Here is a 26138-nt window from a genome sequence, read left to right on the forward strand (position 1 = left end):
ATACGTGATGCCGCAACTTCATGAACGGTATGACCCGGAATCAGCGGGTGCAGCGAAGGCGCGTTCCCGCAGAGGCGCGGATCTCCTGCAACAGATGACGGCCCTGCAGCGCAAGCTGAATGCACGCAACTTCGCGGTGTTCCGTGTCTCTGGATCGGGCCTTACTTCGAAGCGATCGATCAAGCTGGTGGCCGATAATTTCCCGGGCGGCAGCGCCGGCGCGCAGGCCGTACTCGAGCTCTATGGCGACGCCATGGTGGAGCATCTCGACGTGTCGATCCTTCCGCTTCTGTGGAACGGAAAGGACGAAAGCTCGACCTCGGAGACCGTCGACTTCGACGGCTTTGTCACGCGGTTGCGGGGTCGCTCCCTGCCGTTTGCCGGAATCGCCTTTCCCGTTCGCCTTGGCTCAACCGGAAACGGCTTTGCCGTTTTCACATCGGCCTATCTGGATCTGACCAGCGAGATCATTCTCGACACGCATATTCAGGTCACGGGCGCTCTGGCGCGGCAGCTTCAGAACGAGGAACGTCGCGGACAACCGGCGGAAATGTTGACGGAGCGCGAAATCGCCTGCCTGCAGATGGCGGGAGACGGTCGTACCAGCGAAGAGATCGCCGAAAAGCTCGGCCTCTCGGTTCACACCGTCAACGCCTATCTGGGCACGGCGACAACCAAGCTCGATTCCGTCAACAGAATTCAGGCGATCGCCAAGGCTATACGCCTCGGCTACATCAACTGACTGTGTAACTGAGGGCGACCGGCGGGCCAGCCGCGTCAGCCGGCCATGGCAGCCTTCTGATCCGTGTGATAGCGCGAGCTCGCAAGTGCGTTGCGAAGGAAGACGGTGTTGTCTTCGGGATTGGCGGCCGGGTTCTTGAAATCGATATGATTGATTTCGACGCCCGCATGGTTCTTGCTCAGCGCGAGCTTCGCATAGATCGTCACACCCTGCGGCTTGATCTCGAGATCGAGTTCGACCTCGGGCTCGCTATCCCATTCCAGACGGTAATTTCCGCCGACGCCGAGCTTGACGGTGCCGGGATGGAAATAGAGTTCCGCGGCCGAGGAGACGAGATCGGCAAGGCTGCCATAATGCTCGAACTTGAGGAGCGAAATCAGATCTGCGGCATCCACCAGACGCAGTTCCGAGGCTACCGGGCGGATCGCCTCGGCCAGAATTTGCTCGCGCTGTTCAGAAAATGGGTTTTTTCTCATTAGCCACGCTTATTTTGTCTGGACTTGTTCTGCTTCGAGTAGACGCGGTGAATGAGTTCGGCGACGGCCTTGTAAAACACCGGTGGAATGACACTATCGACCGAGACTTGCGCAAACATTGAGCGCGCCAGAGGCGGATCTTCAAAAACGGGAATGTTGTTTTCCTCGGCGATCTCGCGAATGCGCAACGCGATCAGATCCTGCCCCTTGGCCACGACGATCGGCGCGTCGCTTTCCTCGCGCGCATAGCGCAGCGCCACCGCATAGTGGGTCGGGTTTGCGACGATCAGTGTGGCGCGGGGCACATTGGCCATCATGCGTCGACGCAAGAGAGTGCGGGCGAAGGAGCGCTGCTTGGCTTTTACGGCGGGGTCGCCCTGCGCCTGCTTGAACTCTTCCTTGATTTCCTGCTTCGTCATTCTCAGATTTTCGTACCATTCCCGGCGCTGCCAGAAAAAGTCGCCGAGACCGACAATGGCGGTGGCGAAGAGCATGACGATGAGGATCGTGCGCAGATCGCTCACCATCCGCGAGAACATGACCGTCGGGTCGGAAAACATCAACGACAGCGACCCGAAGAATTCGTCCTTCAACGCAAAGCCGACGACGATCGAAACCGCGATGACCTTGATGAGCGACTTGCCGAATTCGACCAGCGTCTGCAGGCTGAACATACGTCCGATGCCGGCGACGATGGATACGCGCGAAAACTTCGGCGCGATACGGTCGAGAACCGGGCTCGGCATGTTCTGCAGAACGGACGAGGCCACGCCAAAGCCCATGATCAGAACCAGAGCGGGAAGCACCAGACCCCCGGCATTCCAGGCCAGCCTGTAAAGCAGCGAGATCACGTCGGGGCTGGAATCGAACCGCCACTGGTCTGCCTGTTCGAAAATGTCCTTCAAGCTTCCGGCGACCCGGATCGAACCGTCCGTTGCGAAGAAGACGATGAAGACATAGATCGCGACCGTCGAGGCAAGCGACGTCAGCTCTCGGGAAAACGGGACATTGCCCTCTTCAAGCGCGTCCTGTTTTCGTTTCTCTGTCGGGTCTTCTGTTTTGCTGTCCTTGTCTTCATCATCAGCCATGGATCAGCCCTCGAACCTGTCGTGCAAGACGCTAGGGCGATCTTGCGGTCATGACAGGAGTCACAAACATGGAATTGCCGCGGCGGCGCGCTTTTCGAAGCCGCGACACGCGTTCAACTCGCCGCGCCGGGAAACCCGGCCATGGTGAGGTTGAAGAGAGGCGAGGGCGTCAGGCCGCAGCCGACGACTCGCCCTTCTCCTTCAATTCTATCTGGTTGTTGTTTGCAAGGCGAATGGCTTCCTGCGCGATCGAGCGGCGGGCCACTGCGATGTCGCGCGGATTGATGCCGGTCGTTCCGGAGCCGAGATCGGATTCGATCATGCGGCGCTGACGTGCGCCGATGGCCGAAAGGACGGCTTCGCGGATATCCATCGGCGAGCCACGCAGCGCCATGGTGATGACATCCGCCGAAATGTCGTTGAAGAGCGTGACGCGGCTGCGCTGCGGCATGGCGAGAAGGTCTTCGAACAGGAAGATGCGCGGGCGAACCTTTTCGGCAGCTTCCTTGCTGAGCGACTCCAGTGCGCCGAGCAGCTGTTCCACCTGTTCCTTCTCCAGCTCGTTCATCAGTTCGGCGACCTTGACCGTGCCGGTCGCATTCTTCTCTGCTTCCATCGCGCGCATCAATTCGACCACGCGGTTTTCGATGATCTCGGCTGCCTTCGGGCTGACCTGCTTCAGATTGACCGTACGGTTGATGACGTCTGCACGACGTTCCTCGTTGAGTTCCATCAACACCTTGGCGCCGAAGCTCGAGGGAACCATGGAGAGAATATAGGCGCCCGTCTGCGGATGTTCCTTTTCGAGGAAGTTCGCGACGAAAATCGGGTCGGTTTCGCCAAGCTCGTCCCAGATGGAACTGGATTCGAGGCTCTGGAAATTGGCGCGGCGGCCGAGCAGATTGTCGACCTCTTCCGGCGTCAGGCCTTCCTCGAGGATACTTTCCATCGCCTTGGCATTGTCCATGAGGCCGGCGCCCTCGGTGAACAGGTCCTCGAACTCGTTGGTCAGCTGAATCAGTTCGTGAGGCGGAATAGACCGGAGATTCTGCGCGGCGCGAATGATCACCTGCAGCTCGTGCTGCGTGAAGAATTTCAAGAGCTTGCCCGCCACCGACTTGCCCATCGAAAGCAGCACGGCGGCGGCTTTCTCCGGCGGAGTCAGTGGCTTGTATGCAGCCTGTTCCTCAAATTCTTCGAAATCCATCATGGCTTCCAACTCATTGCCGTCTATCGCTTGATCGGCTTGACTTCGATCATCCTGATACCGAAGCGGGTATTGTCTTCATCGAGAACGGTGATTTCGCCTCGGCCGATCTGACGTCCGTTGACGACGACCTCGACCGGTTCGCCGATCTTGCGATCAAGCGCGATCGTGGCACCTTCGGTCAGGTTCATCAGCGTGGCGACATGCATATGGCTGTTTCCGAGCACGATCTGAACGTCGATCGGAATATCCATGATCAGGTCGATATTGGCGTGCAGCGCGCTGCCGGTCGTATGGCCATGGTCGGACATGCCGCCGCCAAAGCCTGCGTCCATGCCGCCGCCGAAGCCGCCGCCAAACTGGGAAAGATCTGTTTCGCCCATCGCGCCATCCGAGGACGCGTCGAAATCGAAGCCGCCGCCTTCCCCAAATTCCGGCAAGCCACCCTCGGCATCGCTTTTCAGCACACCGCGAAGGCTGTCGATCTGGTCATCAAGGCCAGTATCAAGATCGGGAGCGGCGTCAGACGAAAAATTCGCGAGGATGTCATCCTCTACGGGTTCTTCTCCGGTTTTTGTCGTCTGCTTTGCCATGGCCGATTTATTCCAGTTCAAACTTGCGCCAGGCGTGATCGACAGGCCGTGCGCACGTTCCAACATGTTGAAGAATTCGCATCCGCCGATATGCGGACGCGCTCACGTCGAATCCTTAGCTGATTCTTATTTAAAAACGATTGCTTCGCCCGGTCGAAACCGACGGATCGGACCGAATTTCGGGGCGGTGTGACCGGATTGAATCGCTGCCGACCGTTTGCAGGAAATCACCCCCCGCGTGTCAGCCCATCAGGTGTTCCAGAAGGTCGGTTTCGGTCGAATATGTATCGGTTACCCGCACCGTGTAGCGCGTGCCGCTGCGGCCGAACTCCCCGAAATAGAGCTCCTTGCCATTGGCGTTCACCTGCACCTTGACATCGCCCAGATCCTCAAAGGGGATCACGTCGCCGACCTGGAGCTTGCTGATGATGCCGAGCGTCTGGGGCTGCAGGTTTATGCGCGCTTCGACGCCGACCTGGGAGCGCTGCACCTGCTCCTTGATCTGGTCGGTCCATTCCTTCTTGGCCCGGCCGGCGGGTTTTGCCGCCGTCACCTTGGTCTTCAGGAAGTTCCGTTGGGGCGCCACGATGTGGATCATCGATTCCGTTTTGCCGAAGCTGATGATCAGGCTGATCAGCGCGGCATTCGGGTCGCGATAACCTTCCGGCGGTTTTGGGCGGTCCGGCGCGTTATAGGGATTGCTCAGAACCGGTTCGAAATTGCCGCCCGTCGCAACCGCGGTCCGCAGCACATTGGCGACCTTGGAGAAGATCATCTCCGTCAGGTCGAGTTCGATTTTCGACAGGGCGCGCTCCGACGGCGGCTCGATCAGTTCCGGCGGAGCGCCCAGCATGGCCTCCACAAGCGTCAGGACGAACGTGCTGCCGCAGGCCATGGTGAACTCCGGACACCAGCCGCGCAGCGAGGCGTCGCAAAGCGCGACGGTGTCGCCGAGATCTGCCAGAAGCTGAGCCTTCAGCCCGGTCTTCAGCGAGCCGAAACGGACCTCAATCTTGAAGCCGGTTTCACTATGAAAGATGTCGGGCAGAAATTCGATATAAGCGGCCGTCAGCTCGTGGCCGATCCGCTCGATGCTTGCGGCATCGCCCAGTTCGCCGGTCATTCGGGCAAGCAGGGTAGGGTCGAACGTTGCGGAAGGCGCCGAGGGGGCGTCGTCCGGAGCGGTCTCGACATCGGGTTCTATGACTTCTGCCGCTTCAGACATCAGGCCGCCTTCGCGTCACCGCCGCCGCCGGGGTTCATCATTTCCTGTTCCACCGCATCGATGGACGGACGCTCCTTGGCAGAAATGGTCTTGCGGCCATATTCCAGAGCAACCTGCGGCACCGAGCCGTTCATGTAGGCCAGCAGCGTTTGCTTGACGATGACATAAAGGCGGTTCTGCTTCTCGCGCACCACCTTCACGGAGGCCGAGATCGGCTGGAGAATACAATAGGAGATCAAGATACCTGCGAATGTGCCCACGAGAGCGGCGGCGATGAGTTCGCCGAGCACTTCCGGCGGCTCGCTGATCGCGCCCATGGTGTGAATGATGCCGAGAACGGCCGCGACGATACCGATTGCAGGCATGGCGTCGCCCATGCCATTCAGCGCGTTGTGCGGCTTCAGCTTGTCGTGCTCGATCGTGTTGATTTCCTCATCCATCAGCGCTTCGATTTCGTGGCTTCGCGCATTGCCGATGATGATCAGGCGAACATAGTCGCAGATGAAGGCGGTCAGTTCGTGGTTAGCCAGAACCGTCGGAGCAGCCTGGAAGATCGAGGATTCTTCCGGGTTGTCGATATGGGCTTCGATTTCGTTGCGCGACTTGGTGCGCAGGTCGCGCATCAGGGCGTAGAGAACACCCAGCATGTCGAGATAGTGGCGCTCTTTCGGCACCTTGTTGCCCAGCGCTTCGCCGAGCGCCTTGCCTGTGTCCTTGATGACCTTCATCGGATTGGCAACGATGAAGCCGCCGACGGCAGCCCCGATGATTTCGAGAAGTTCATACGGCTGTACAAGAACGCCGAAATGTCCGCCCGCCGCCATGTAGCCGCCGAATACGCAGCCGAAGGTCACGACCAGACCGATGATCATGTTCATGCCAGAATACTCCCGTCGAAAACGACATTCGAACACTCTGGTATGAATTTTCCCTTGCGTGAGGCTGGCAGGGCTAACCATTCGGTGACTTCTTTACCGCCACGGGACATATGCGAAGTCACGGATAAAGCCTCGCACAAGCCGAGCGCCGCAAGTTGGCCGCAAATTCCGATCCTCCTGCTTATCTGGAACCCCCATGGAAACCGGCATATACGTGTCCTTGTCTTCCCAGGTCGCGCTCGAACAGCGTCTGGCGACCTTGGCAGACAACGTCGCGAACCTGAATACCGTCGGCTTTCGCGCGACCGAGATCAAGTTCCAGGACGTCCTTCAGCGCAGCGGCGGCACCGACGTTCACTATGTGGACCCGGGCAAGGAGTTCCTGTCGGAAAAGAACGGCGCTTTGACGCCGACCGGCAATTCTTTTGACTTCGCCATTCGCGGTAATGCTTATTTCCAGGTGCAGACGCCTGCCGGTCCTGCACTGACCCGCGACGGACGCTTTTCGCTGACGCCCAGTGGTGGGCTGGTGACAGTTCAGGGCTATCCCGTTCTCGATGCGGGCGGTTCGCCGATCCAGATCGCAACCAACGGCAGTGCCGTGTCGCTCGGTAACGACGGCTCGCTTCAGGTGGATGGCAAGCGCGTCGCTGTCCTGGGGCTTTTTGAAGCCAACATGAACAACGGTTATCAGCGCGTCGGCGGCTCCGCCTTCATTCCGGCGGGCGGCTCGCAGGCCGTGGTGGATCGAATCGATGCCGGCGTCGTCCAGGGTTTTCTTGAAGAGTCAAACTCCAACCCGGTCCAGGAAATGACGCGGCTGATCATGGTTCAACGCAATTTCGAGGATGTTTCTGCCGCGATGCAGAAGAATGAAACCTCGCTTGAAGAGGCCATAAAGTCACTCGGGTCGAAATCATGAGGATCATGGCATCTGATCGTCGAAGGGAGCAGGTTCGGTCAACGACGGCCACCTCGTTCCGTGGGAGCGCCGCGGGATGATGGAAAGCGCCAGCGATCGCAGCGCTGCTTCTCGGCTCGAAACGCTGTCGCGCGTCGTCTCGCAATACGCCTCGCCCGAGCAGCTTTCGGCGCCGGGCGGACGCGTGAAGACGATCGCGGCCGGCCATTACACCGTGACCGGGCTTTCCAAGCATGTCCGACTTGGCGATTTCGTCGGCCATACGACAGCCACCGGCGTTCATCTGGGCGAAGTGGTTCGCGTCGAGCCGGAGGCGGTCTTTGTCTGCCCCATCGAACCCGGCGAGCCGATCGGCATTGGCGACGTTGTTCTGCGCAAGGGCGCCTTCCGCCTTGCCCCCGACGCGAGCTGGTGCGGTCGCACCATCAATGCGCTCGGCGAGCCGATCGATGGGCTCGGCCCAATGATACAGGGTCCCGTGCGCCGTCCGATTTCCGCCAACGCGCCGCCCTCCATGCTGCGCTCCCGCGTGGAGAAGGGCTTCAAGACCGGCGTCAAGGCGATCGACATCTTCTCGCCGCTCTGCCTCGGCCAGCGTCTCGGCATTTTTGCAGGCTCGGGCGTCGGGAAATCGACGCTTCTGTCCATGCTGGCGCGCGCCGATTCCTTCGATCGCGTCGTCATCGCGCTGGTGGGCGAACGCGGCCGCGAAGTGCGCGAATTCATCGAGGATACGCTTGGCGACAACCTGCGCAAGTCGGTGGCTATCGTCGCGACCAGCGACGAAAGCCCGATGCTGCGCAAGATGGCTCCGCTTTCGGCCATCACGATCGCCGAACAGTTCCGTGACAACGGCGACAACGTGCTGTTGATTGTCGACAGCGTCACCCGTTTTGCCCATGCCATTCGTGAAGTGGCGGTCGCGTCCGGCGAGCCGCCGGTGGCGCGTGGCTATCCGGCCTCCGTCTTCACCGAGCTGCCACGCCTGCTCGAACGCGCCGGACCCGGCGAGGAGGGCAAGGGGACGATCACCGCGATCATCTCCATCCTCGTCGACGGCGACAATCACAACGACCCGATTGCCGACTCCACGCGCGGCATTCTCGACGGCCATATCGTGATGGACCGGTCTCTGGCGGAGGAGGGGCGTTATCCGCCGATCAATCCGCTCGCCTCGATTTCGCGTCTCGCCCGCAAGGCCTGGACGCCGGACGAGGAACGGCTGGTATCGCGCCTGAAATCGCTCATTCACAAATATGAGGAAACGAGCGACCTGCGCCTGATCGGCGGCTACCGCGCCGGCTCGGATCCTGAAGTGGACATGGCCGTCCGGCAGGTGCCGGTCATCTACGAAATGCTCAAGCAATCGCCCGGCGACGCACCATCCGCGGATGCATTCGCGGACCTCGCGGCGGCGCTGCGCAACGCCGCCATGCCGCAGGCGCAGCCAACCAATATCCGAAGGAATTGACACATGATCGAAGATGGGGAGCCGATCAAGATCGAAAAGGAGCGTCCGGCAAAGGCCGAGTCCATGGACAAGGTGGACATGGCGCTCTCGGCAACGGGCGTGGCACTGGCGCTGTTTGCCGCCTTCTTCCCCTGGTATGTCTTTTTCAATCACGAGCAGTTTGCGCCGAAATACGGCAACCTGGTTCAGAACATGCGACGCGACCTGCCGGTCAATGCGCCCCGCCCGGTCTTTTCCGTGTCTCCGTCGGCCAGCATCAACATCAACCAGCGGCCGCCGGGCCTGGCGATGCAGGTGCCGCCTGGTCTTGATGACATCACCACTGCAACGGTGCCCGGCGAGGATAACGACAGGAAGAAGCGTGCAACGGACGGGGCTGCTCTCGATCAGCCCATGCCCGGTGCGGCCTCCGGCTTCCGCCTCCTTCACGTCGCGGGCGGCCGCGCGCTGGTCGAAGACAAGAGCGGCATCTACATGGTCGGCGTGGGCGAGGTTCTGCCCGACAACAGCAAGCTCCTGTCGATCGAACAGCAGGGCACCCAATGGGTGCTGACGGCCTCCAACGGCCATGTCTTCCGGGTTAATTGACCGATCTCCCGGTGGCGGGCGAACCCGCTACCCGCGCCTCTTTCCGGCAAGTGCAAGTCCCACGCAAGTTTGGAAGCCTACCCTCCGCTTCATAGCGATGATTAGCTGAAATGGACGGAGCAGGCGATGCAGCCTATACAGTTTTTCCAACTCGCCTCGCAGCAGGCGCAGTGGCTGTCTGCCCGCCAGAGCGTGATTTCGACGAATGTCGCCAATGCCGATACGCCTGGTTTCAAGGCCAAGGATCTCGTGCCCTTCACGCAGTTTCTCGATGCGGCAACGTCGAACAACTCCGACAACGTCAACCTCGCGTCCACCAATCCCATGCATTTTGCCGATCCTGCCCAGATGTCGATGAACATCCGTGAGGTTGACGACAAGTCCGGCAAGATCAGCGCCTCCGGCAACAATGTCGGTCTGGCGCAGGAAATGATCAAGGCGAACGAAGCGCGGCAGGACTACGATCTGAACGCCGGGCTGGTGAAGGCCTTGAACAAGATGATGTTGATGGTCGTCAGGAGATAATCGGGATGATCGTTGATCCGCTTTCGGCAAGTCTGAAGATTTCGGCCTCCGGCATGGATGCGCAGGCGACGCGTTTGCGTGTCGTGTCCGAAAACCTGGCCAACATGCGCTCCACGGGGGCGACGCCCGGCTCCGAGCCCTACCGCCGCAAGATGGTGAGCTTTGCCGAGCATGTGGACCGTGCCTCTGGCGTTCCCCAGGTTCAGATTCAGAAGGTCTTCGACGACATGACCTCCTTCAATCTGGAATTCGATCCAGGCAATCCGGCAGCCAACAAGGACGGCTACGTCAAGATGCCGAACGTCAACCCCCTCATCGAAATGGCCGACATTCGCGAAGCCAACCGCAGCTATGAGGCCAATCTGCAAGCGATCAAACAAGCGCGAGACATGATCAGCTCGACCATCGACCTTCTCAGGAGCTCGTCATGATAGATCCCATTTCCCTTTCCTCGCTGGTCCAGAACCTGTCGAGCGTCGCCAGCAAGGCGGCGACCACGGCCGAGGATGCCGCCAAGGCGGTCGGGCCGACCTTTAGCGATGTGCTGAAAAACGCCGCAACCGACATGTTCGGCGACCTGAAGGGGGCGGAAACGATGTCCTACAAGGGCATCGAGGGCAAGGCCTCGACCCGTGAGGTGGTAGACGCTGTCATGAATGCCGACCGCTCGCTGCAAACCGCCATCGCCATCCGTGACAAGGTCGTTTCGGCCTATCTCGACATCACCAAAATGCCAATCTGAGGACTGCCGATGAGAGCTCTATCCATAGCTGCAACCGGCATGAATGCCCAGCAGACAAACCTCGAAGTCATTTCGAACAACATTGCCAACATCAACACGACGGGTTTCAAGCGCGCGCGCGCCGAGTTCACCGACCTTCTCTATCAGACGGAGCGGCAGGCCGGCATCGCCAACAACGCCAACGGCTCGATCGTGCCGGAAGGCGTCAATATCGGTCTCGGTGTTAAGACAGCAGCAGTGCGCAATCTGCATGAGCAGGGTCAGTTGCAGTCGACCAGCAACCCCTTTGATGTGGCGATTGTCGGCAAGGGCTGGTTCCAGGTTCAGGCCGCTGACGGCAGCACGGTCTATACCCGCGACGGCGCTTTCAACGTCAACGAAACCGGCCAGCTCGTCACCTTGTCCGGTGCGCTTGTCATTCCGAACATCACGGTTCCGATCGACGCCAAGAATATCACGATCAACAATTCGGGTCAGGTTTTCGCAACGCTCGGCAATGCCAACCAGGCGACACAGCTTGGCCAGCTGACGGTTGCGACCTTCATCAACGACGCCGGCCTCGACGCGATGGGTGACAACCTCTTCCGCCAGACCGCGGCTTCCGGCGATCCGACGGTGGGCGTGCCGAACGACCCCGGCTTCGGCAAGTTGCAGCAGAACTATCTGGAAGGCTCGAACGTCGATCCGGTGAAGGAAATCACCGATCTGATTTCGGCACAGCGTGCCTATGAAATGAATTCCAAGGTCATTCAGGCTGCCGACGACATGGCTTCCGTTGTGAGTAAGAACCTGAGGTAAAATATCTGGAGGTTGGGCATGATGCTCCGACTGCAAAAGCGCAATGTCATGAAGACACTCTTCGCCGCCGCCCTTGTGGCCGTGCTGCCCACCGTTGCCGCAATCGCCGGCCCGACGGAAGACAGCAAGCGCTATGCCATGGTGCCGCTGACGGTCATCTATCCCGGTCAAGCGATCGCCTCGGGGCAGGTACGCCGCGTCGAGGTCACCAATCCCAATTTCTCCGGAGATTACGCCACCGACTTCTCGCAAGTCGAGGGCATGATCACCAAGAGCACGCTCATTCCCGATCGCGCCATCAGCCTCTCTTCGCTGCGCGAGCCGTTTGCCGTCACCCATGGCCAGCAGGTCAGGCTGATCTACAACAACGGTTCTCTGCAGATCACCGCGCTGGGCATGCCGCTTCAGGACGGCAGCATCGGCGAGCTGATCCGTGTGCGCAACACTGACTCCGGGCTGACTGTCAGCGGCACGATCCTCGGACCGGGCATTGTGCAGGTGGTCACGAAATGAAGCGTCTGAGTCAAATTGCAAGTCTCTTGCTTGCCGTCTGCCTCATGCTGGCAGGCGGCGCAGATGCGTTTGCGGCGTCCCGTATCAAGGACATCGCCTCGCTTCAGGCAGGCCGTGACAACCAGCTGATCGGCTACGGCCTCGTTGTCGGTCTGCAGGGCACGGGCGACAGCCTTCGCTCGGCGCCGTTTACCGAACAGTCCATGCGCGCGATGTTGCAAAACCTCGGCATCTCGACCCAGGGCGGACAGAGCCGCACCAAGAACGTCGCCGCCGTCATGGTCACGGCAACGCTGCCGCCGTTCGCCAGCCCGGGAAGTCGCATCGACATCACCGTTTCCTCCATGGGCGACGCCACGAATTTGCGCGGGGGCACACTGGTCATGACGTCGCTGAGCGGTGCTGACGGCCAGATCTATGCGGTGGCGCAAGGTTCCATCATCGTTTCCGGTTTCTCGGCCGATGGCGCGGCAGCGTCCGTGACACAGGGTGTGCCCACCGCAGGCCGCATCCCGGGCGGTGCGATCATCGAGCGTCCGCTCCCGTCGCGCTTCAAGGACAGTGTCAATCTCGTCCTGCAACTGCGCAATCCGGATTTCACCACGGCTGTCGGCATTTCGGATGCCATCAATGCCTGGGCAAAGTCGCGCTTTGGTGCCCCGATCGCCGAGGCGGCGGATTCGCAGGAAGTCTCTGTCTTGAAGCCGAAACAGGCCGATCTCGCCCGCCTCATGGCCGATATCGAGAACATCGTCGTGGAGACCGATACGCCGGCCAAGGTCGTGGTGAACGAGCGGACCGGAACGATCGTCATTGGCGCGGATGTCAAGGTATCCAAGGTGGCCGTGAGCTACGGGACGCTGACCGTTCAGGTCACCGAGACCCCGCAGATCGTGCAGCCAAATCCCTTCAGCCAGGGAGAAACCGCCGTTCAGCCGCAGACCGACATCAAGGCGACTGCCGACAGCGGCACGGTGGCGATCCTCAATGGTCCCGATCTGAAAAGCCTTGTTGCGGGCCTCAACAGCATCGGCGTCAAGCCTGACGGCGTGATCGCCATCCTGCAAGGCATCAAATCCGCCGGCGCGCTGAACGCTGAACTGGTGGTGCAGTGATGGCGGCTCTGGATTCCAGCGCGATCCGGGCCGTCTGGAAGCTCGCCGCCTCTGCTTTCCTCTTGGCAACCGTCTCTGCCATGGCCAACGACGTGCCGGCATCGCCCCCGGCCAATGCGAGCATCGACGAAATCCAGCAATATTGCTCCAATGTCGTCGATCCGGCGCGTGACCGCCGCTATCTGATGCAAAAACAGGATCTCGAAAAGCTCAAGGCCGATGTCGACGTCCGCATCAAGGCGCTCGAGGAGCGCCGCAACGAATATCAGGACTGGCTGAAGAAGCGCACCGACTTCATGGACATGGCGCGCCAGGACCTGGTCGAAATCTACAAGAACATGAAACCCGATGCGGCGGCGCTCCGGCTCGCCGAAGTCGATGTCTACGTTTCCGCAAGCATCCTGATGAAGCTTACGCCGCGTCAATCCGGGTTGATCTTGAGCGAAATGGACCCTGCCAAGGCAGCAAAACTGACGGCGCTGATTTCCAGCGCTGCCGCAGCTCCTCCGGCGAAAAAAGGCTGATTATGAAAAAACTTATCCCTCTCGCCGCTCTGCTGGTACCTTTGGCCGGCTGCGCAAGTCAGGCGGTCAACGAGATCGGCCGCGCGCCTGCCATGAGCCCGATCGGCAGCGGCCTGCGTTATGGTCAAACGCAGGAAATGGCGCTTTATCCAAAGCGTCCGCAGCAGGTGGCTTCCGGTTACTCACTGTGGAACGACAATCAGGCCGCCTTGTTCAAGGATTCGCGCGCCCTCAAGGTCGGCGACATCCTGACGGTCAAGATCCAGATCAACGACAATGCCTCGTTCAATAATGACACGAAGCGGTCGCGCAACAATTCGTCCGACATGAAATTCGGCCTGAATGCGAAAAGCCCGGTCGTCTCGCCGTCTCTGTCAGCGGACATCAACGGTGCGTCCGACACATCCTCGACCGGCTCGGGGTCGACCAAGCGGTCCGAAAAGCTGACATTGATGGTGGCGGCGGTTGTCACCGGCATTCTCGAGAACGGCAATCTTGTGATTTCCGGTTCGCAGGAAGTCCGCGTCAACCAGGAACTGCGCATCCTCAATGTCGGTGGTATCGTCCGGCCGCAGGATGTCAATGCCGACAACCAGATCTCTTATGAGCGCATCGCCGAAGCCCGCATCTCCTACGGCGGTCGCGGCCGTCTGACAGAAGTGCAGCAGCCGCCATGGGGTCAGCAGGCGGTCGATCTTTTCTCCCCGTTCTGACGCGTGAACTGAAGGACGCCGGTCATGGCAGACGCAGAAGCAGCGCCGGAAGGCGAAGGCGAGGAGGGGGGCAAGAAGAAAGGTGGCGGCCTCGTGGTCACCATCGTGATCGTGCTTGTCCTCTCGCTGGTCGCTGCCGGCGGCGGCTGGTTTCTGGGCAAAAGCATTTCCGGCAAGTTCATAACGCAGGAAAAGAAGGACGAGATCGCCAAGAAGGCTGCCGAGCAGACGGCTATTGCCGCGGCTGAAGCCGGCGGTGAGAAAAAGGGCGGCGGCAAGAAAGAGGAAGACAGCGTTCCCAAGCTTGCCACCGAGGAAAACAACGTCGTCCAGCTCGAGCCGATCACCAGCAATCTGGCCTATCCGTCCGAAAGCTGGGTGCGGCTCGAAGTGGCGCTGCTCTTCGGCGACAAGCCGGACGAAAAGACGGCCGAGGAGGTCCATCAGGACATCATGGCCTATCTCCGCACCGTCTCTCTGCAGCAGATCCAGACCGCCCGCGGATTTGAATATCTGCGTCAGGATATCAAGGAGCGCGCGACGCTCAGAACGGAAGGCCGGGTGAAGGACGTGATGTTCAGAACGTTTGTAGTGCAATGAAAAAGCTTCTTTTCCTCACGACCCTTGTTGTCCTTCTGCCGGCCGGCAGTTTCGCGCAGCAATTGCCTGATTTCCTGACCCAGACACCGGTCAACGGATCTGTGGCCTCCTGGATCATCCGCACGCTGGGCCTGCTGACGGTCCTGTCCATCGCGCCGGGCATCCTTGTGATGGTCACCAGCTTTCCGCGCTTCGTCATTGCGTTCTCCATTCTGAGATCCGGCATGGGTCTGGCGACAACGCCCTCGAACCTGATCCTGACGAGCCTGGCGCTGTTCATGACCTTCTATGTCATGACCCCGGTCTTCGATAAGTCCTGGCAGGACGGCATCAAACCGATGATGGATAACAAGATCACGGAGACGGAGGCGCTGCCGAAGATCTACGGACCGTTCCGCGACTTCATGCTGGCAAACACCCGCGACAAGGACCTGAAACTCTTTGTCGATATTGCCCGCGAAAAGGGGCAGGCGACAGAGACCGACGGAAAGGTCGATCTTCGGGTCATTGTGCCGGCCTTCATGATCTCGGAAATCCGCCGCGGCTTCGAAATCGGCTTTCTGATCGTGCTGCCATTCCTCGTGATCGACCTCATTGTCGCGACGATCACCATGGCCATGGGCATGATGATGCTGCCGCCGACATCGATCTCCTTGCCCTTCAAGATTCTCTTCTTCGTACTCATCGATGGCTGGAACCTGCTGGTCGGAAGTCTGACCCGGTCGTTTCTCTGACTAGCCTGGCGGCTACGCGCCATTGCGAAACATCGAATGGAGCCGCTTGAGAGTTGTTAAGACTCTGTTTCATATGATTCGCGCTGAGCCGGCGTGGAACTCCGAAATTAAGTTTCTGGCAAGATTTGAGGCGGCATAGTCCCGCCTGTATGACGGGCCTGGTAGCGAAGACAAGCTGCAGGCGGCATGATGCCTTTCCGTCGTCGCCGGTAACTGTTCAAATCCGGTATGTCCCTGTTTTTGTTTTGCGTTAAGGGACAATCCCAATGACAAGTATCATGACGAACAGCGCAGCTATGTCTGCGCTCCAGACCCTGCGTGGCATCTCCTCTCAGATGGATGACACGCAGAGCGCGATCTCCTCCGGTCTTCGCGTCAGCCAGGCCTCGGACAACGCCGCCTACTGGTCGATCGCGACCACGATGCGTTCGGACAACAAGGCTCTCTCCACCGTCTCGGACGCTCTCGGCCTTGCCGCCGCCAAGACCGACACGGCCTATACCGGCCTCAACGCCTCCATCTCCGTTGTTGACCAGATCAAGTCGAAGCTGGTTGCTGCCCGTGAACCGGGTGTCGACAAGACGAAGATCAACTCGGAAATCACCGAACTGAAGTCGCAGCTGACCTCGATTTCGAAGTCGGCGACCTTCTCGGGCGAAAACTGGCTCTACAACACCACGGGTACCGCCGGCACGAAGGAAATGGTCGGCTCGTTCACCCGTGACTCCACGGGCAACGTCGCCATCAACACGCTGAAGTTCAACGCCAACAACTCGGTCCTGATCGACACCGGCAATGCCGGCCAGGGCATTCTGACGAAGTCGACGACCGGCACGCAGTCGATCGCCAACTCGACAGGTACGACGACGGCGACCTACTACCTGATCAATGCCAACTCGACGACCTCTGCGAGCGGCACGGAAGTCAAGCTGACGACCGGCACCAGTGCCCAGAATATCGAAGGCATGGTCTCGGCCGTTGACACGATGCTGAAGAACATGACGGCCACGGCCTCGACGCTCGGCGCGGTCTCGAGCCGCGTCGACCTGCAGAACAACTTCGTCACCAACCTGCAGGACGTGATCTCCAAGGGTGTTGGCCGTCTCGTCGACGCCGACATGAACGAGGAGTCGACCAAGCTGAAGGCGCTGCAGACGCAGCAGCAGCTCGGCATCCAGGCTCTGTCGATCGCCAACTCCGACAGCCAGAGCGTCCTGTCGCTCTTCCGCTAAGAGCGGTCGCGACCGGTTCACGGACAGATTGGAGAGCCGCACTTTCGGGTGCGGCTTTCTTTTTTGTCTGTTTGTTCAAGATTTTTACTTTGTATTAAGCTTAATGCTTGGCGATATATTAAGGTTGATGCAGTCATGATGCTTTTCAGCGGAGCCGTTACAACGGCAGCATGAAGCCTTCCGCTTAGGCCGGCAACTCCGGCATGTCCCGTTTTCGTATTGTGTTAGGGACAATCCCAATGACAAGTATCATGACGAACAGCGCAGCTATGTCTGCGCTCCAGACCCTGCGTGGCATCTCCTCTCAGATGGATGACACGCAGAGCGCGATCTCCTCCGGTCTTCGCGTCAGCCAGGCCTCGGACAACGCCGCCTACTGGTCGATCGCGACCACCATGCGTTCGGACAACAAGGCTCTCTCCACCGTTTCGGATGCTCTCGGCCTTGCCGCCGCCAAGACCGACACGGCGTACACCGGCTTGAGCGCTTCCATTTCCGTTGTGGACCAGATCAAGTCGAAGCTGGTTGCTGCCCGTGAACCGGGTGTCGACAAGACAAAGATCAACTCGGAAATCACCGAACTGAAGTCGCAGCTGACCTCGATTTCGAAGTCCGCCTCCTTCTCGGGCGAAAACTGGCTCTACAACACCACGGGTACTGCCGGCACGAAGGAAATGGTCGGCTCGTTCACCCGTGACTCCACGGGCGTCGTTTCGATCAACACGCTGAAATTCAACGCCAACAACTCGGTCCTGATCGACACCGGCAATGCCGGCCAGGGTCTGCTGACGAAGTCGACGACCGGCACGCAGTCGATCGCCAACTCGACGGGCACGACGACGGCGACCTACTACCTGATCAATGCCAACTCGACGACCTCTGCGAGCGGCACGGAAGTCAAGCTGACGACCGGCACCAGTGCCCAGAATATCGAAGGCATGGTCTCGGCTGTTGACACGATGCTGAAGAACATGACGGCCACGGCCTCGACGCTCGGTGCGACCTCCAGTCGCATTCAGCTGCAGAACAACTTCGTCACCAACCTGCAGGACGTGATCTCCAAGGGTGTTGGCCGTCTCGTCGACGCCGACATGAACCAGGAATCGACCAAGCTGAAGGCGCTGCAGACGCAGCAGCAGCTCGGCATTCAGGCTCTGTCGATCGCCAACTCCGACAGTCAGAGCGTCCTGTCGCTCTTCCGCTAAGGCGCGGCGAAAAAGGGGCTTGCGGCGTTCCGCCGCCGGCCCTGGCACGACAAATATCAGAGAGGGCTGTCCGAAGGGACGGCCCTTTTTTGTTGTCGAGAATATGAATGGCTAAATTTGTTAGGTCCATCCGGACACCCATTTAGCCTTAATTAACTAAGTTGGTGTTTCCTTGGGACATCGAAACGACGCGTTAACCATAACAAATGGTTATCGAGCATGATGCTGCAGCGACGTTGCCGTACGAGATCCGGCATGATCCCCCTTAAAAATTTAGTCTGTCAAACTCAGGGGCAGTACACATGACCAGCATTATGACGAACACTTCCGCAATGGCTGCATTGCAGACCTTGCGCACGATCGACTCCAACATGTCCGACACGCAGAATGCGATTTCGTCGGGCTACCGCGTTCAGAACGCTTCCGACAACGCCGCTTACTGGTCGATCGCGACCACGATGCGCTCGGACAGCAAGGCTCTCTCCACGGTTGGCGATGCACTCGGCCTTGCCGCCGCCAAGACCGACACGGCCTATACCGGTCTGAACTCGGCCATCTCGGTAATCGACCAGATCAAGTCCAAGCTCGTCGCCGCCCGCGAACCGGGTATCGACAAGACGAAGATCAACTCGGAAATCACCGAACTGAAGTCGCAGCTGACCTCGATTTCGAAGTCGGCGACCTTCTCGGGCGAAAACTGGCTCTATAACACCACGGGTACTGCCGGCACGAAGGAAATGGTCGGCTCGTTCACCCGTGACTCCACGGGCAACGTCGCCATCAACACGCTGAAGTTCAACGCCAACAACTCGGTCCTGATCGACACCGGCAATGCCGGCCAGGGCATTCTGACGAAGTCGACGACCGGCACACAGTCGATCGCCAACTCGACGGGCACGACGACGGCGACCTACTATCTGATCAATGCCAACTCGACGACCTCTGCGAGCGGCACGGAAGTCAAGCTGACGACCGGCACCAACGCTCAGAACATCGAAGGCATGGTCTCGGCTGTTGACACGATGCTGAAGAACATGACGGCCGTTGCCTCGACGCTCGGTGCGACCTCCAGCCGCATTCAGCTTCAGAACAACTTCGTCACCGATCTGCAGGACGTAATCGGCAAGGGCGTTGGCCGTCTCGTCGACGCCGACATGAACCAGGAATCGACCAAGCTGAAGGCGCTGCAGACGCAGCAGCAGCTCGGCATCCAGGCTCTGTCGATCGCCAACTCTGCCGGTCAGAACGTCATGTCGCTCTTCAGGTAAGAGTAAGCGAATCACTGTCCCCCCAGAGCGGGTAGACAGACAGTCGCTTTGGGCCAAAGGGTCATTGAGAAGCCGCACCACGGATCGTGGTGCGGCTTTCGTCGTTTTGCATATCTCGCTCAACTCTCTGAAAATTATTAATAAATTCCTTCTACTCGTTCTGTCCGGTAATCCTTTGTTCAGTGAAATTAACAGCTTGCTAAACCCGTTAGGGATTTGTTAACTATATGACAGTTAAAGCTTCGTTAAGAACGCGGACGGGCCCCAGGGCAAAATGGGCCAGAGCATGATGCTATTTCCGCGTTTCCGGTATTTATGACTCCGGAATGTCCCGCACATATCTCTTGGGGCAATGACCGATGACAAGCATTATGACAAATGCTGCCGCCATGGCGGCACTACAAACCCTGCGCACTATCGACACCAACCTGGAAACGACGCAGAACAAGATTTCGTCTGGCTATCGTGTTCAGAATGCGGCTGACAACGCCGCCTACTGGTCCATCGCGACCACGATGCGCTCCGACAACATGGCGCTCTCCACGGTAAGCGACGCACTCGGTCTCGGCGCCGCCAAGACGGATACCGCATACACGGCCCTCGACTCCTCCATTTCGGTGATCGAGGATATCAAGGCCAAGCTAGTGGCCGCTCGCGAACCGGGCGTCGACAAGACCAAGATCAACTCGGAACTGTCCCAGTTGAAACAGCAGCTGTCTTCGATTTCGAAGTCTGCAGCCTTCTCCGGCGAAAACTGGCTCTTCAACTCCGCATCGACGGCTGCAGGCACCAAGGAAATGGTGGCCTCGTTCAACCGCTCGACCACGGGGGCGGTCTCGGTCGCGACCCTGACCTTCAACGCCAACCAGTCCGTGATGATCGACACCAATGACGCTTCGCGCGGTGCATTGACCAAGAACGTGACCGTCACGCAGCCGATTGCCAACTCGTCGGGCACGACGACGGCAACCTATTACCTCATCAATGCCAACTCGACGACATCGGCCAGTGGCACGGAAGTCAAGCTGACGACGGGTACGCCGCCGGCAAACGTCGATGGCATGATCTCGGCGGTCGACCTGATGCTGACCGGTCTGACCAAGGTTGCCTCCGACCTCGGTGCGATCAACAAGCGTATCAGCATGCAGGATAATTTCGTGTCCACGCTGATGAACGTGATCGACAAGGGTGTCGGCCGCCTCGTGGACGCCGACATGAACCAGGAATCGACGAAGCTCAAGGCGCTGCAGACACAGCAGCAGCTCGGCATTCAGTCGCTTTCGATTGCGAACACCAATTCGCAGAACATCCTCTCGCTCTTCAAGTAAGAGCGGTGAGACCGGCGGTTTGCCGCCGGTCCGGGCAACTGATGCGCCGGCGTATCTGGCCGAAAAGGATTTTCGGCTTGTCGGGTAAGCAGCCCCCTTTGCAACATGTCTGGAATTTCTGCCGTGCCGCCGGTCATCGGTATATGGTAGAAGGTTGGGCCGCGTTCATTGCCCTGACGCGGCCCAACATCTTCATTTTCGCACAAGATTGATGCTCTAGCATTGGTAGCACTACCAGTTTGGCCCCACGAGGCCGACTGTTTTGTTTTCAGGGAAGTAGCGGATCGAATGAGCGCAGGCCTCGCCAGATATCTCAAGGATTTCAGCGCTCCGCCACCCTCCGCACCGGAGGTCTTCGAGCTGCCTTCCCCTGCCGAAATCTCCTTCGATTTCACGCCCGAGCCACAGGTCGACCTGGATGAGCTGCGCCGCGAAGCGCATGCGGAGGGGCGTGCCGAGATGCAGGCGGAGATGGAGGAAACCCATCGTCGCGAGATCGAGGCCCTCATCGCTCAACACCGGCAAAACGAAGCCGAGATGGCTGCCGCGCTCGAACAGAGCGTGGCCGATCAATTGTCTGTCGCATTGCCACGCATGGCGGCGCAGGTTCAGGAATTCCTCTCGGGCCATGTGTTGAATGCGCTTCGCCCGATCCTGGACGAGGCGATCGCCGAGCGCGCGGTCGAGAGTCTGGCCCAGACTGTTCGCACGGTTTTTGCGGGCGAGGGTGGGATCGAGCTGGTGATCAAGGGGCCGGAAGCCCTGGCCGAAAGGCTGCGAGAGCGCCTTGCCGGGGAGGACCTGGATTTCAGACATGTCGAGGCGCCCGGAATCGATCTTTCCGTAGAACAGGGTGACACGGTTCTCATGACGCGCCTTTCGGCATGGCGCGAGAGTGTTGAAGAGCTTGTAAAATGAGCGAGAACGAAAGCCACCACCACGGCAAGAACGAGATCATCATCATCAAGCGCCACGGCCATGGCGATCATGGTCACCACGGCGGCGCCTGGAAGATCGCCTATGCCGACTTCATGACGGCCATGATGGCGTTCTTTCTCGTCATGTGGCTCGTCAACGCTGCCAACGACGCAACGAAGGCGGCCGTCGCCAGCTATTTCAATCCGATCAAGCTGACGGATTCCAGCCCGGCGGACAAGGGCATAGCCAAGCCCGGCAAGCAGGCCCAGGGCGAGGCGACCCAGGAAAAATCCAAGGAAGACGGCGAGGAAAAGTCGCAAGGCAGCGCTGCAGACAGCGGCCAGGAAAAGAGCGCCACCGCAGGCGAAAAGACTACCTATTCCGAGGCCGACTATTTCGAAAATCCCTATGCCGTTCTTTCGGAAATCGTTCTGGAAGTCGGCCAGCAGGCGAATGTCAGCGTCAAGGGTGAGGGTGGCGCGGCCGCGGCCGGTCCCGCCACGGGCGCTGACGGCGGTGACGCCTACAAGGATCCTTTCGATCCGGATTTCTGGACCAAGCAGGTTCAGGTGAATTCGAAGATGGGCAAGGGACAGGATGCTGGCAAGGCCGGCAAGGAGCAGGCTGCCGCGGCCGTTGCCGCGCAGGACAGGGGCAACGAAAACGGCAAGGGCGGCATTCCGGGCGATCAACAGACGGCGGAAAAGGGCAAGGGCGGATCGGCGGCGGACAATAACGCCACCGAGCAGGGCGGGGCCACGGCGGAGCCGAAGCCGGGACAGGCGCAGGACAAGGCCTCCGAAGTCGCGTCAGCGCAAAACGAGATGAGCAAGGCCGAGTCCCAGGCGGCAGCCAAGGCAGCGGCGGACCTGAAAAAGGAAATCATGAACACGCTGCCCGCCTCCGTGGGCAAGCTTGCCGATGCGATCCGTGTCGAGCCTTCCGAGGGCGGCCTGTTGATCTCGGTAAGCGATCAGGTCAGCACGCCGATGTTCACTGTCGGCTCGGCGGTTCCCAGCCGCGAACTTGTGCTGGCCATGCAGGATATTGGCAAGGTTCTGGCCAAGAGCAAGGGCAGCGTCGTCATTCGCGGACACACGGATGGTCGGCCATACAAGGACGGAACCGGCGACAACTGGGGCCTCTCGCTCAATCGTGCGCGCAGCGCCTATTACATGCTGGTCAGCGGCGGCCTCTCGGAGAAGCGCATCAACCACGTTTCAGGTTATGCCGATCGGTTCCTGAAAGTTCCGAGCGACCCCTACAGCCCCGCGAACCGGCGGATCGAGATCCTGCTCGAGGGCAAGACCGTAGCAGGAGGCTGATATGGGCCGTCTCCTGAACTTTGCCACAGCATGTCTGATTCTTGGCATCGGGTCCTTCGCCCGCGCCGAGGAGGCGAAGCCGGGAAACGTCGATCCCAGCCTTCCCATCTACAAGCTGGTGCGATCGCTGGAGGACGTTCAGGATAAGATCGTATCGGGCGACCTGACCGCTGTCGACATGCAGCGCTTCATGATCGGCATGATCGACCGGCGCCTTCGGACGGCCTCGCCTGACGAGTTCAATGATCTGCGCAATGTCGATGCGGCGATGATCTATGCCATGTCCGGCGGTAATCCGGCGACGCTCGACACGCTGGTTTCGCATGATGCACGTGGCAACTTTGATACCCGGCTGACGAATGCTTTGCTGATGTATCTCGGCGGCAAAGGCGGTTCGGCCACGAAAACGCTGGACGAGATCGTCCCGGAATACAAGTCGACGACGATCGGACCCTATCTCGCGCTGGTCGCCGCCAATGTCATCATGCAGAAAAAAACCGACCTGGCCTTGAAATATTTCGACTGGGCGCGGCTGTCGCTGCCGGGCACCATTGTTGAGGAGGCGGCGCTGCGCCGCTCGCTCATCATCACGGTCAAGCAGAACAATGTCGAAACCTCGATCAGGCTGGCCCGGCTCTATCTGTCGCGCTTTCCCAATTCGCCCTATGCCGCCCAGGTTGCCGAGCAGGTGATCACGCTGGTCGACGCCCATTACCAGCAGATCGGCAATGACCGGATTTCCGAGACGCTCGCATGGCTCGACCCGCCGCGCCAGCAGGAGCTCTATCTGCGGCTGGCCCGCAAGGCGGCAGTGACCGGACGTTTCGAATTCGCCCATTGGACCGCAGGAAAGGCGCTCGCGCTTTCCGATGGAAAAGACGACAACCCGGCCAAACTCGCGCAGCTCTATCTCAACCTTTCGAGTCTTCCGACTGCTGACATTGCCGAAGTGAAGGGGGCCTTCGCAAAGATCCCGGATGAAATTCTGGGACCGGACGAACGGCGACTGCGTGACGCGGGTGCCTTTGTCTTGTCGGAAGTTGAGAGACAGCCAACGCTCGACAGCCTGACACAAGCGCGTCCGGCTATCACGGGGAAGGACAAGCCGGCAGCCGATTCCCCTCAAGGGGCGGGTGCGCCGCCGGCCTCTCCGGATGCGAAGCCGAATGCTGCGAAAGATGCATCGCCGGCCCAGCCTCCAGAGGCCAAGCCTGCATCGGCTCAGCCTCCGGGGAAAAGCCCGGCTGTTGCGAAAACGGCGGCGGCAAAGCCAGGAGAGGCCAAGGTGCAGGAAGCGTCGGACGAAAAGGACAGCATCGACACCTTCCTGTCTGACAGCCAGACACAATTGAAGGCCATCGACGAGTTGATGAAAAAGGGGGACAAGTGAACGCGATCGATCAATATGTGGCGCCGCCTCCCCCACGTCCGGCCGCGCAGCCTGCGCCGCAGCAGCGCAACGGCTCCGATCCGTCGGGAGCGCAGAGCTTTGGCGATGTCTACAACAGGGCCTCAAACGCCAACGACGCGGACGACAACACGGCCCCCGCGCCGCGCGAAGACTCTGGCAAGGGACAGTCGTCGCAGACCGATGCGCAAGCCTCAGGCGCCGCCGGGCAGGCGCAGGCCACAGATCCGAACGGCAAGAAGACAGCGACCGCAGGAAGCGCGCTTCTGGCGCTTGCATCCAACCCCACGGCAAAGAAGAGCGGTAAGGATGACAACGCCGCCGTTGATCCCAAGCTGAACGAAGACGCCTTGCTTGCCGCGGCCCGGCAGGATGCGAAGAACAACGCTGCCGCGGTAGACGCCGGCAAGCTTGCTCAGAAGGCTCTTGAAGGACAGGCGCCGGCAGCGGATGCCGATGCGGCTGCAATCGCTCTGAAATTGCTCGGTGCGGATGTCCTTGCCAAGGGGCAAGACAAAAAACTGCCCGCAGAGACCGTCGAGAAGAAGGACGGGCCGGCAAAGGAAAACGCCGGTGAGGCAAAGGCGGATGCCACGGGCCATGCCGCCGACGCGGCCAACGCGCTTGCCGCGGCCGCCCTCGTCGTCAACGCGGCCGGCGGACAACCGAAGGACCAGCAGGAACAGGCCAAGCCCAAATCCGAAGGGCAGTCTGAGAAGACGATCTCGGCAACGGGATTGTCGATCGCGGGCGCAGCCTCGAACGAGGAGACCAAGGGTCCGGCCGGTGCTGACGCTGCCAAGCCGGATGCGCTGACTGTGCTCGATGCGCGCCGTTTCGTCGGCAGCGGCGAGGTTCTGTCTTCCAACACGCAGGCCGTGATATCCGGCGTCACGCGTGACGGCGACTGGGCAGCGGCGATGAAGGCGGCTTCGGCTGCCGCAACGGCCCCCTCCGAGCCACGGACGGCGACACCGGTCAATATGCTGAAGATCCAGATGACTCCGGAATCACTCGGCAATGTGACGGCCACGTTGAGGCTGCATGGTGATCAGCTGACGGTTCATTTAACTGTCGAATCCGGCGAAGCATTCAAGCAGCTCAGCCATGACAAGGATGGCCTCATCCAGTCGCTGAAGTCGCAGGGCTTCTCTGTCGATCAGGTCAGCGTCCAGATGGCGCCCACGCCGACAACCGACAAGACTGTGGCCCAGACCTCCTCCGGTCAGCAGAGTGGCGGCCAGATGCAGGACGGCAGCTCGGCTGGCCAGTTCGCGCAGCAGGGCAGGGAACAGGACAACAATCGCAGGCAGCAGAACAATGGCTTCAACACGACCTGGCAGAACGACGACAAGAGCGTGGCTCCTGATCCTGCCGCTCATGCTTCTGACGCTGTCCGCACCGGTCAGGTCTATCTCTGACGCCAGCGCTGCCCAGACGCCAAGTCAGGCAGGGCTCTGCGAGCAGGAAATCCATCGGGCCGCTGCCAAATACGGCGTGCCAGAAGGTATTCTCTATTCCGTGGGGCTGGCCGAAACGGGCAAGAAGGGCTCTCTGCAGCCCTGGGCGCTCAACATCGAAGGCAAGGCGGTCTTCGCCTCAAGCCCGAGCGATGCGCTCGCCATCTTCGACCAGGCGCGCCGCAGGGGCGCCGTCCTCATCGACCTCGGCTGCATGCAGATCAACCAGCATTTCCATGGCTCGGCCTTTTCCTCGCCGGCCCAGATGCTCGAGCCAGCGCTGAACGTGGACTATGCCGCGAAGTTCCTTGCCGAGCTTCACGCCCGTCACGAGACCTGGACAATGGCGGTCGCGCGCTACCACGCTGGCCCGAATAATGATCCCGCACAGAAACAATATGTCTGCCGCGTGATCGCCAATCTGGTCGCCAGCGGCTATGGACAATGGACCAAAAATGCCTCGCAATTTTGTGTTGGATACAACTAAAAATTTAGTGACTGAGGCCGCAACCTCGGACTCCGTCAATGCGGCAAGAATAT

General features: G+C 59.9%; 29 protein-coding genes. 23 read left to right on the plus strand and 6 right to left on the minus strand.

The window, feature by feature from the left end:
* The first annotated feature begins 7 nt into the window (after window positions 1–7).
* Entirely contained in the window at window positions 8–742 is a 735-nt protein-coding gene (visR, locus tag LQK83_RS14270) for a transcriptional regulator VisR (RefSeq protein WP_230838061.1), read from the plus strand.
* Window positions 743–777: 35 nt separating this feature from the next.
* Here the strand turns inward: visR and LQK83_RS14275 are convergent, their stop codons facing one another.
* The 6 genes from LQK83_RS14275 to motA form a co-directional block, all read right to left on the minus strand.
* Window positions 778–1218 carry a hypothetical protein gene (locus tag LQK83_RS14275; protein WP_230838062.1) on the minus strand — a complete coding sequence of 147 codons (441 nt, stop codon included), beginning with the start codon at window positions 1216–1218 and terminating at the stop codon, window positions 778–780.
* Window positions 1218–2306 (minus strand): flagellar biosynthesis protein FlhB, encoded by a 1089-nt coding sequence (flhB, locus tag LQK83_RS14280; RefSeq protein ID WP_230838063.1) that lies wholly within the window; start codon window positions 2304–2306, stop codon window positions 1218–1220. The genes LQK83_RS14275 and flhB overlap by 1 nt, the downstream gene beginning before the upstream one ends.
* Before the next feature lie 169 nt (window positions 2307–2475).
* Entirely contained in the window at window positions 2476–3516 is a 1041-nt protein-coding gene (fliG, locus tag LQK83_RS14285) for a flagellar motor switch protein FliG (protein WP_230838064.1), read from the minus strand.
* A 20-nt stretch (window positions 3517–3536) separates the two neighbouring features.
* Window positions 3537–4106: a flagellar motor switch protein FliN gene (gene fliN / locus LQK83_RS14290; protein WP_230838065.1), complete on the minus strand. Its 570-nt coding sequence runs from the start codon at window positions 4104–4106 to the stop codon at window positions 3537–3539.
* Between the two features lie 241 nt (window positions 4107–4347).
* Window positions 4348–5229, minus strand: a complete 882-nt coding sequence (locus tag LQK83_RS14295) for a FliM/FliN family flagellar motor switch protein (RefSeq protein WP_230838245.1) — start codon at window positions 5227–5229, stop codon at window positions 4348–4350.
* 101 nt (window positions 5230–5330) lie between these two features.
* Window positions 5331–6209 (minus strand): flagellar motor stator protein MotA, encoded by an 879-nt coding sequence (gene motA, locus LQK83_RS14300; protein WP_230838066.1) that lies wholly within the window; start codon window positions 6207–6209, stop codon window positions 5331–5333.
* Window positions 6210–6405: 196 nt separating this feature from the next.
* Between motA and flgF the strand changes: the two genes are divergently transcribed.
* The 22 genes from flgF (at window position 6406) to LQK83_RS14410 (ending at window position 26085) form a co-directional block, all read left to right on the plus strand.
* The gene (gene flgF, locus LQK83_RS14305; protein ID WP_230838067.1) at window positions 6406–7131 is read left to right on the plus strand and encodes a flagellar basal-body rod protein FlgF; all 726 of its coding nucleotides are present in this window, start codon (window positions 6406–6408) and stop codon (window positions 7129–7131) included.
* Window positions 7132–7207: 76 nt separating this feature from the next.
* The gene (fliI, locus tag LQK83_RS14310) at window positions 7208–8602 is read left to right on the plus strand and encodes a flagellar protein export ATPase FliI (protein WP_230838068.1); all 1395 of its coding nucleotides are present in this window, start codon (window positions 7208–7210) and stop codon (window positions 8600–8602) included.
* 3 nt (window positions 8603–8605) lie between these two features.
* Window positions 8606–9190, plus strand: a complete 585-nt coding sequence (locus LQK83_RS14315; RefSeq protein ID WP_230838069.1) for a flagellar protein — start codon at window positions 8606–8608, stop codon at window positions 9188–9190.
* 126 nt (window positions 9191–9316) lie between these two features.
* A complete protein-coding gene (gene flgB / locus LQK83_RS14320; protein WP_230838070.1) occupies window positions 9317–9715 on the plus strand; it encodes a flagellar basal body rod protein FlgB in 399 nt (132 codons plus the stop codon).
* Between the two features lie 5 nt (window positions 9716–9720).
* Window positions 9721–10146: a flagellar basal body rod protein FlgC gene (flgC, locus tag LQK83_RS14325; protein ID WP_230838071.1), complete on the plus strand. Its 426-nt coding sequence runs from the start codon at window positions 9721–9723 to the stop codon at window positions 10144–10146.
* Window positions 10143–10457, plus strand: a complete 315-nt coding sequence (locus tag LQK83_RS14330) for a flagellar hook-basal body complex protein FliE (protein WP_230838072.1) — start codon at window positions 10143–10145, stop codon at window positions 10455–10457. The genes flgC and LQK83_RS14330 overlap by 4 nt, the downstream gene beginning before the upstream one ends.
* Before the next feature lie 9 nt (window positions 10458–10466).
* Window positions 10467–11255, plus strand: coding sequence for a flagellar basal-body rod protein FlgG (flgG, locus tag LQK83_RS14335; RefSeq protein ID WP_230838073.1), 789 nt, complete (start codon window positions 10467–10469; stop codon window positions 11253–11255).
* An 18-nt stretch (window positions 11256–11273) separates the two neighbouring features.
* Complete coding sequence (gene flgA / locus LQK83_RS14340; protein ID WP_230838074.1) at window positions 11274–11768, plus strand: flagellar basal body P-ring formation chaperone FlgA; 495 nt, start codon at window positions 11274–11276, stop codon at window positions 11766–11768.
* Window positions 11765–12883, plus strand: a complete 1119-nt coding sequence (locus tag LQK83_RS14345) for a flagellar basal body P-ring protein FlgI (protein WP_230838075.1) — start codon at window positions 11765–11767, stop codon at window positions 12881–12883. The genes flgA and LQK83_RS14345 overlap by 4 nt, the downstream gene beginning before the upstream one ends.
* Complete coding sequence (locus LQK83_RS14350; protein ID WP_230838076.1) at window positions 12883–13407, plus strand: MotE family protein; 525 nt, start codon at window positions 12883–12885, stop codon at window positions 13405–13407. Before LQK83_RS14345 ends, LQK83_RS14350 begins: the two co-directional genes overlap by 1 nt.
* Before the next feature lie 2 nt (window positions 13408–13409).
* Entirely contained in the window at window positions 13410–14120 is a 711-nt protein-coding gene (gene flgH, locus LQK83_RS14355) for a flagellar basal body L-ring protein FlgH (RefSeq protein WP_230838077.1), read from the plus strand.
* Window positions 14121–14144: 24 nt separating this feature from the next.
* The gene (locus LQK83_RS14360; protein ID WP_230838078.1) at window positions 14145–14720 is read left to right on the plus strand and encodes a flagellar basal body-associated FliL family protein; all 576 of its coding nucleotides are present in this window, start codon (window positions 14145–14147) and stop codon (window positions 14718–14720) included.
* Entirely contained in the window at window positions 14717–15454 is a 738-nt protein-coding gene (gene fliP / locus LQK83_RS14365; protein ID WP_230838079.1) for a flagellar type III secretion system pore protein FliP, read from the plus strand. The genes LQK83_RS14360 and fliP overlap by 4 nt, the downstream gene beginning before the upstream one ends.
* 266 nt (window positions 15455–15720) lie before the next feature.
* The gene (locus LQK83_RS14370) at window positions 15721–16686 is read left to right on the plus strand and encodes a flagellin N-terminal helical domain-containing protein (protein WP_230838080.1); all 966 of its coding nucleotides are present in this window, start codon (window positions 15721–15723) and stop codon (window positions 16684–16686) included.
* A 239-nt stretch (window positions 16687–16925) separates the two neighbouring features.
* On the plus strand, window positions 16926–17891 hold the full coding sequence (locus tag LQK83_RS14375; RefSeq protein ID WP_230838081.1) for a flagellin N-terminal helical domain-containing protein: 966 nt from the start codon (window positions 16926–16928) through the stop codon (window positions 17889–17891).
* A 302-nt stretch (window positions 17892–18193) separates the two neighbouring features.
* Window positions 18194–19159, plus strand: a complete 966-nt coding sequence (locus LQK83_RS14380; protein WP_230838082.1) for a flagellin N-terminal helical domain-containing protein — start codon at window positions 18194–18196, stop codon at window positions 19157–19159.
* Window positions 19160–19518: 359 nt separating this feature from the next.
* Entirely contained in the window at window positions 19519–20487 is a 969-nt protein-coding gene (locus LQK83_RS14385; protein WP_230838083.1) for a flagellin N-terminal helical domain-containing protein, read from the plus strand.
* A gap of 288 nt (window positions 20488–20775) precedes the next feature.
* The gene (locus LQK83_RS14390) at window positions 20776–21405 is read left to right on the plus strand and encodes a hypothetical protein (protein WP_230838084.1); all 630 of its coding nucleotides are present in this window, start codon (window positions 20776–20778) and stop codon (window positions 21403–21405) included.
* Window positions 21402–22730, plus strand: coding sequence for a MotB family protein (locus LQK83_RS14395; protein WP_230838085.1), 1329 nt, complete (start codon window positions 21402–21404; stop codon window positions 22728–22730). The genes LQK83_RS14390 and LQK83_RS14395 overlap by 4 nt, the downstream gene beginning before the upstream one ends.
* Window position 22731: 1 nt before the next feature.
* The gene (locus LQK83_RS14400; RefSeq protein ID WP_230838086.1) at window positions 22732–24120 is read left to right on the plus strand and encodes a chemotaxis protein; all 1389 of its coding nucleotides are present in this window, start codon (window positions 22732–22734) and stop codon (window positions 24118–24120) included.
* On the plus strand, window positions 24117–25559 hold the full coding sequence (gene fliK, locus LQK83_RS21760; RefSeq protein ID WP_230838087.1) for a flagellar hook-length control protein FliK: 1443 nt from the start codon (window positions 24117–24119) through the stop codon (window positions 25557–25559). Before LQK83_RS14400 ends, fliK begins: the two co-directional genes overlap by 4 nt.
* Window positions 25519–26085 carry a transglycosylase SLT domain-containing protein gene (locus LQK83_RS14410; protein ID WP_230838088.1) on the plus strand — a complete coding sequence of 189 codons (567 nt, stop codon included), beginning with the start codon at window positions 25519–25521 and terminating at the stop codon, window positions 26083–26085. The genes fliK and LQK83_RS14410 overlap by 41 nt, the downstream gene beginning before the upstream one ends.
* Window positions 26086–26138 lie beyond the last annotated feature (53 nt).

This window comes from Rhizobium sp. C1 (assembly GCF_021026335.1).
GTDB lineage: Bacteria > Pseudomonadota > Alphaproteobacteria > Rhizobiales > Rhizobiaceae > Ensifer_A.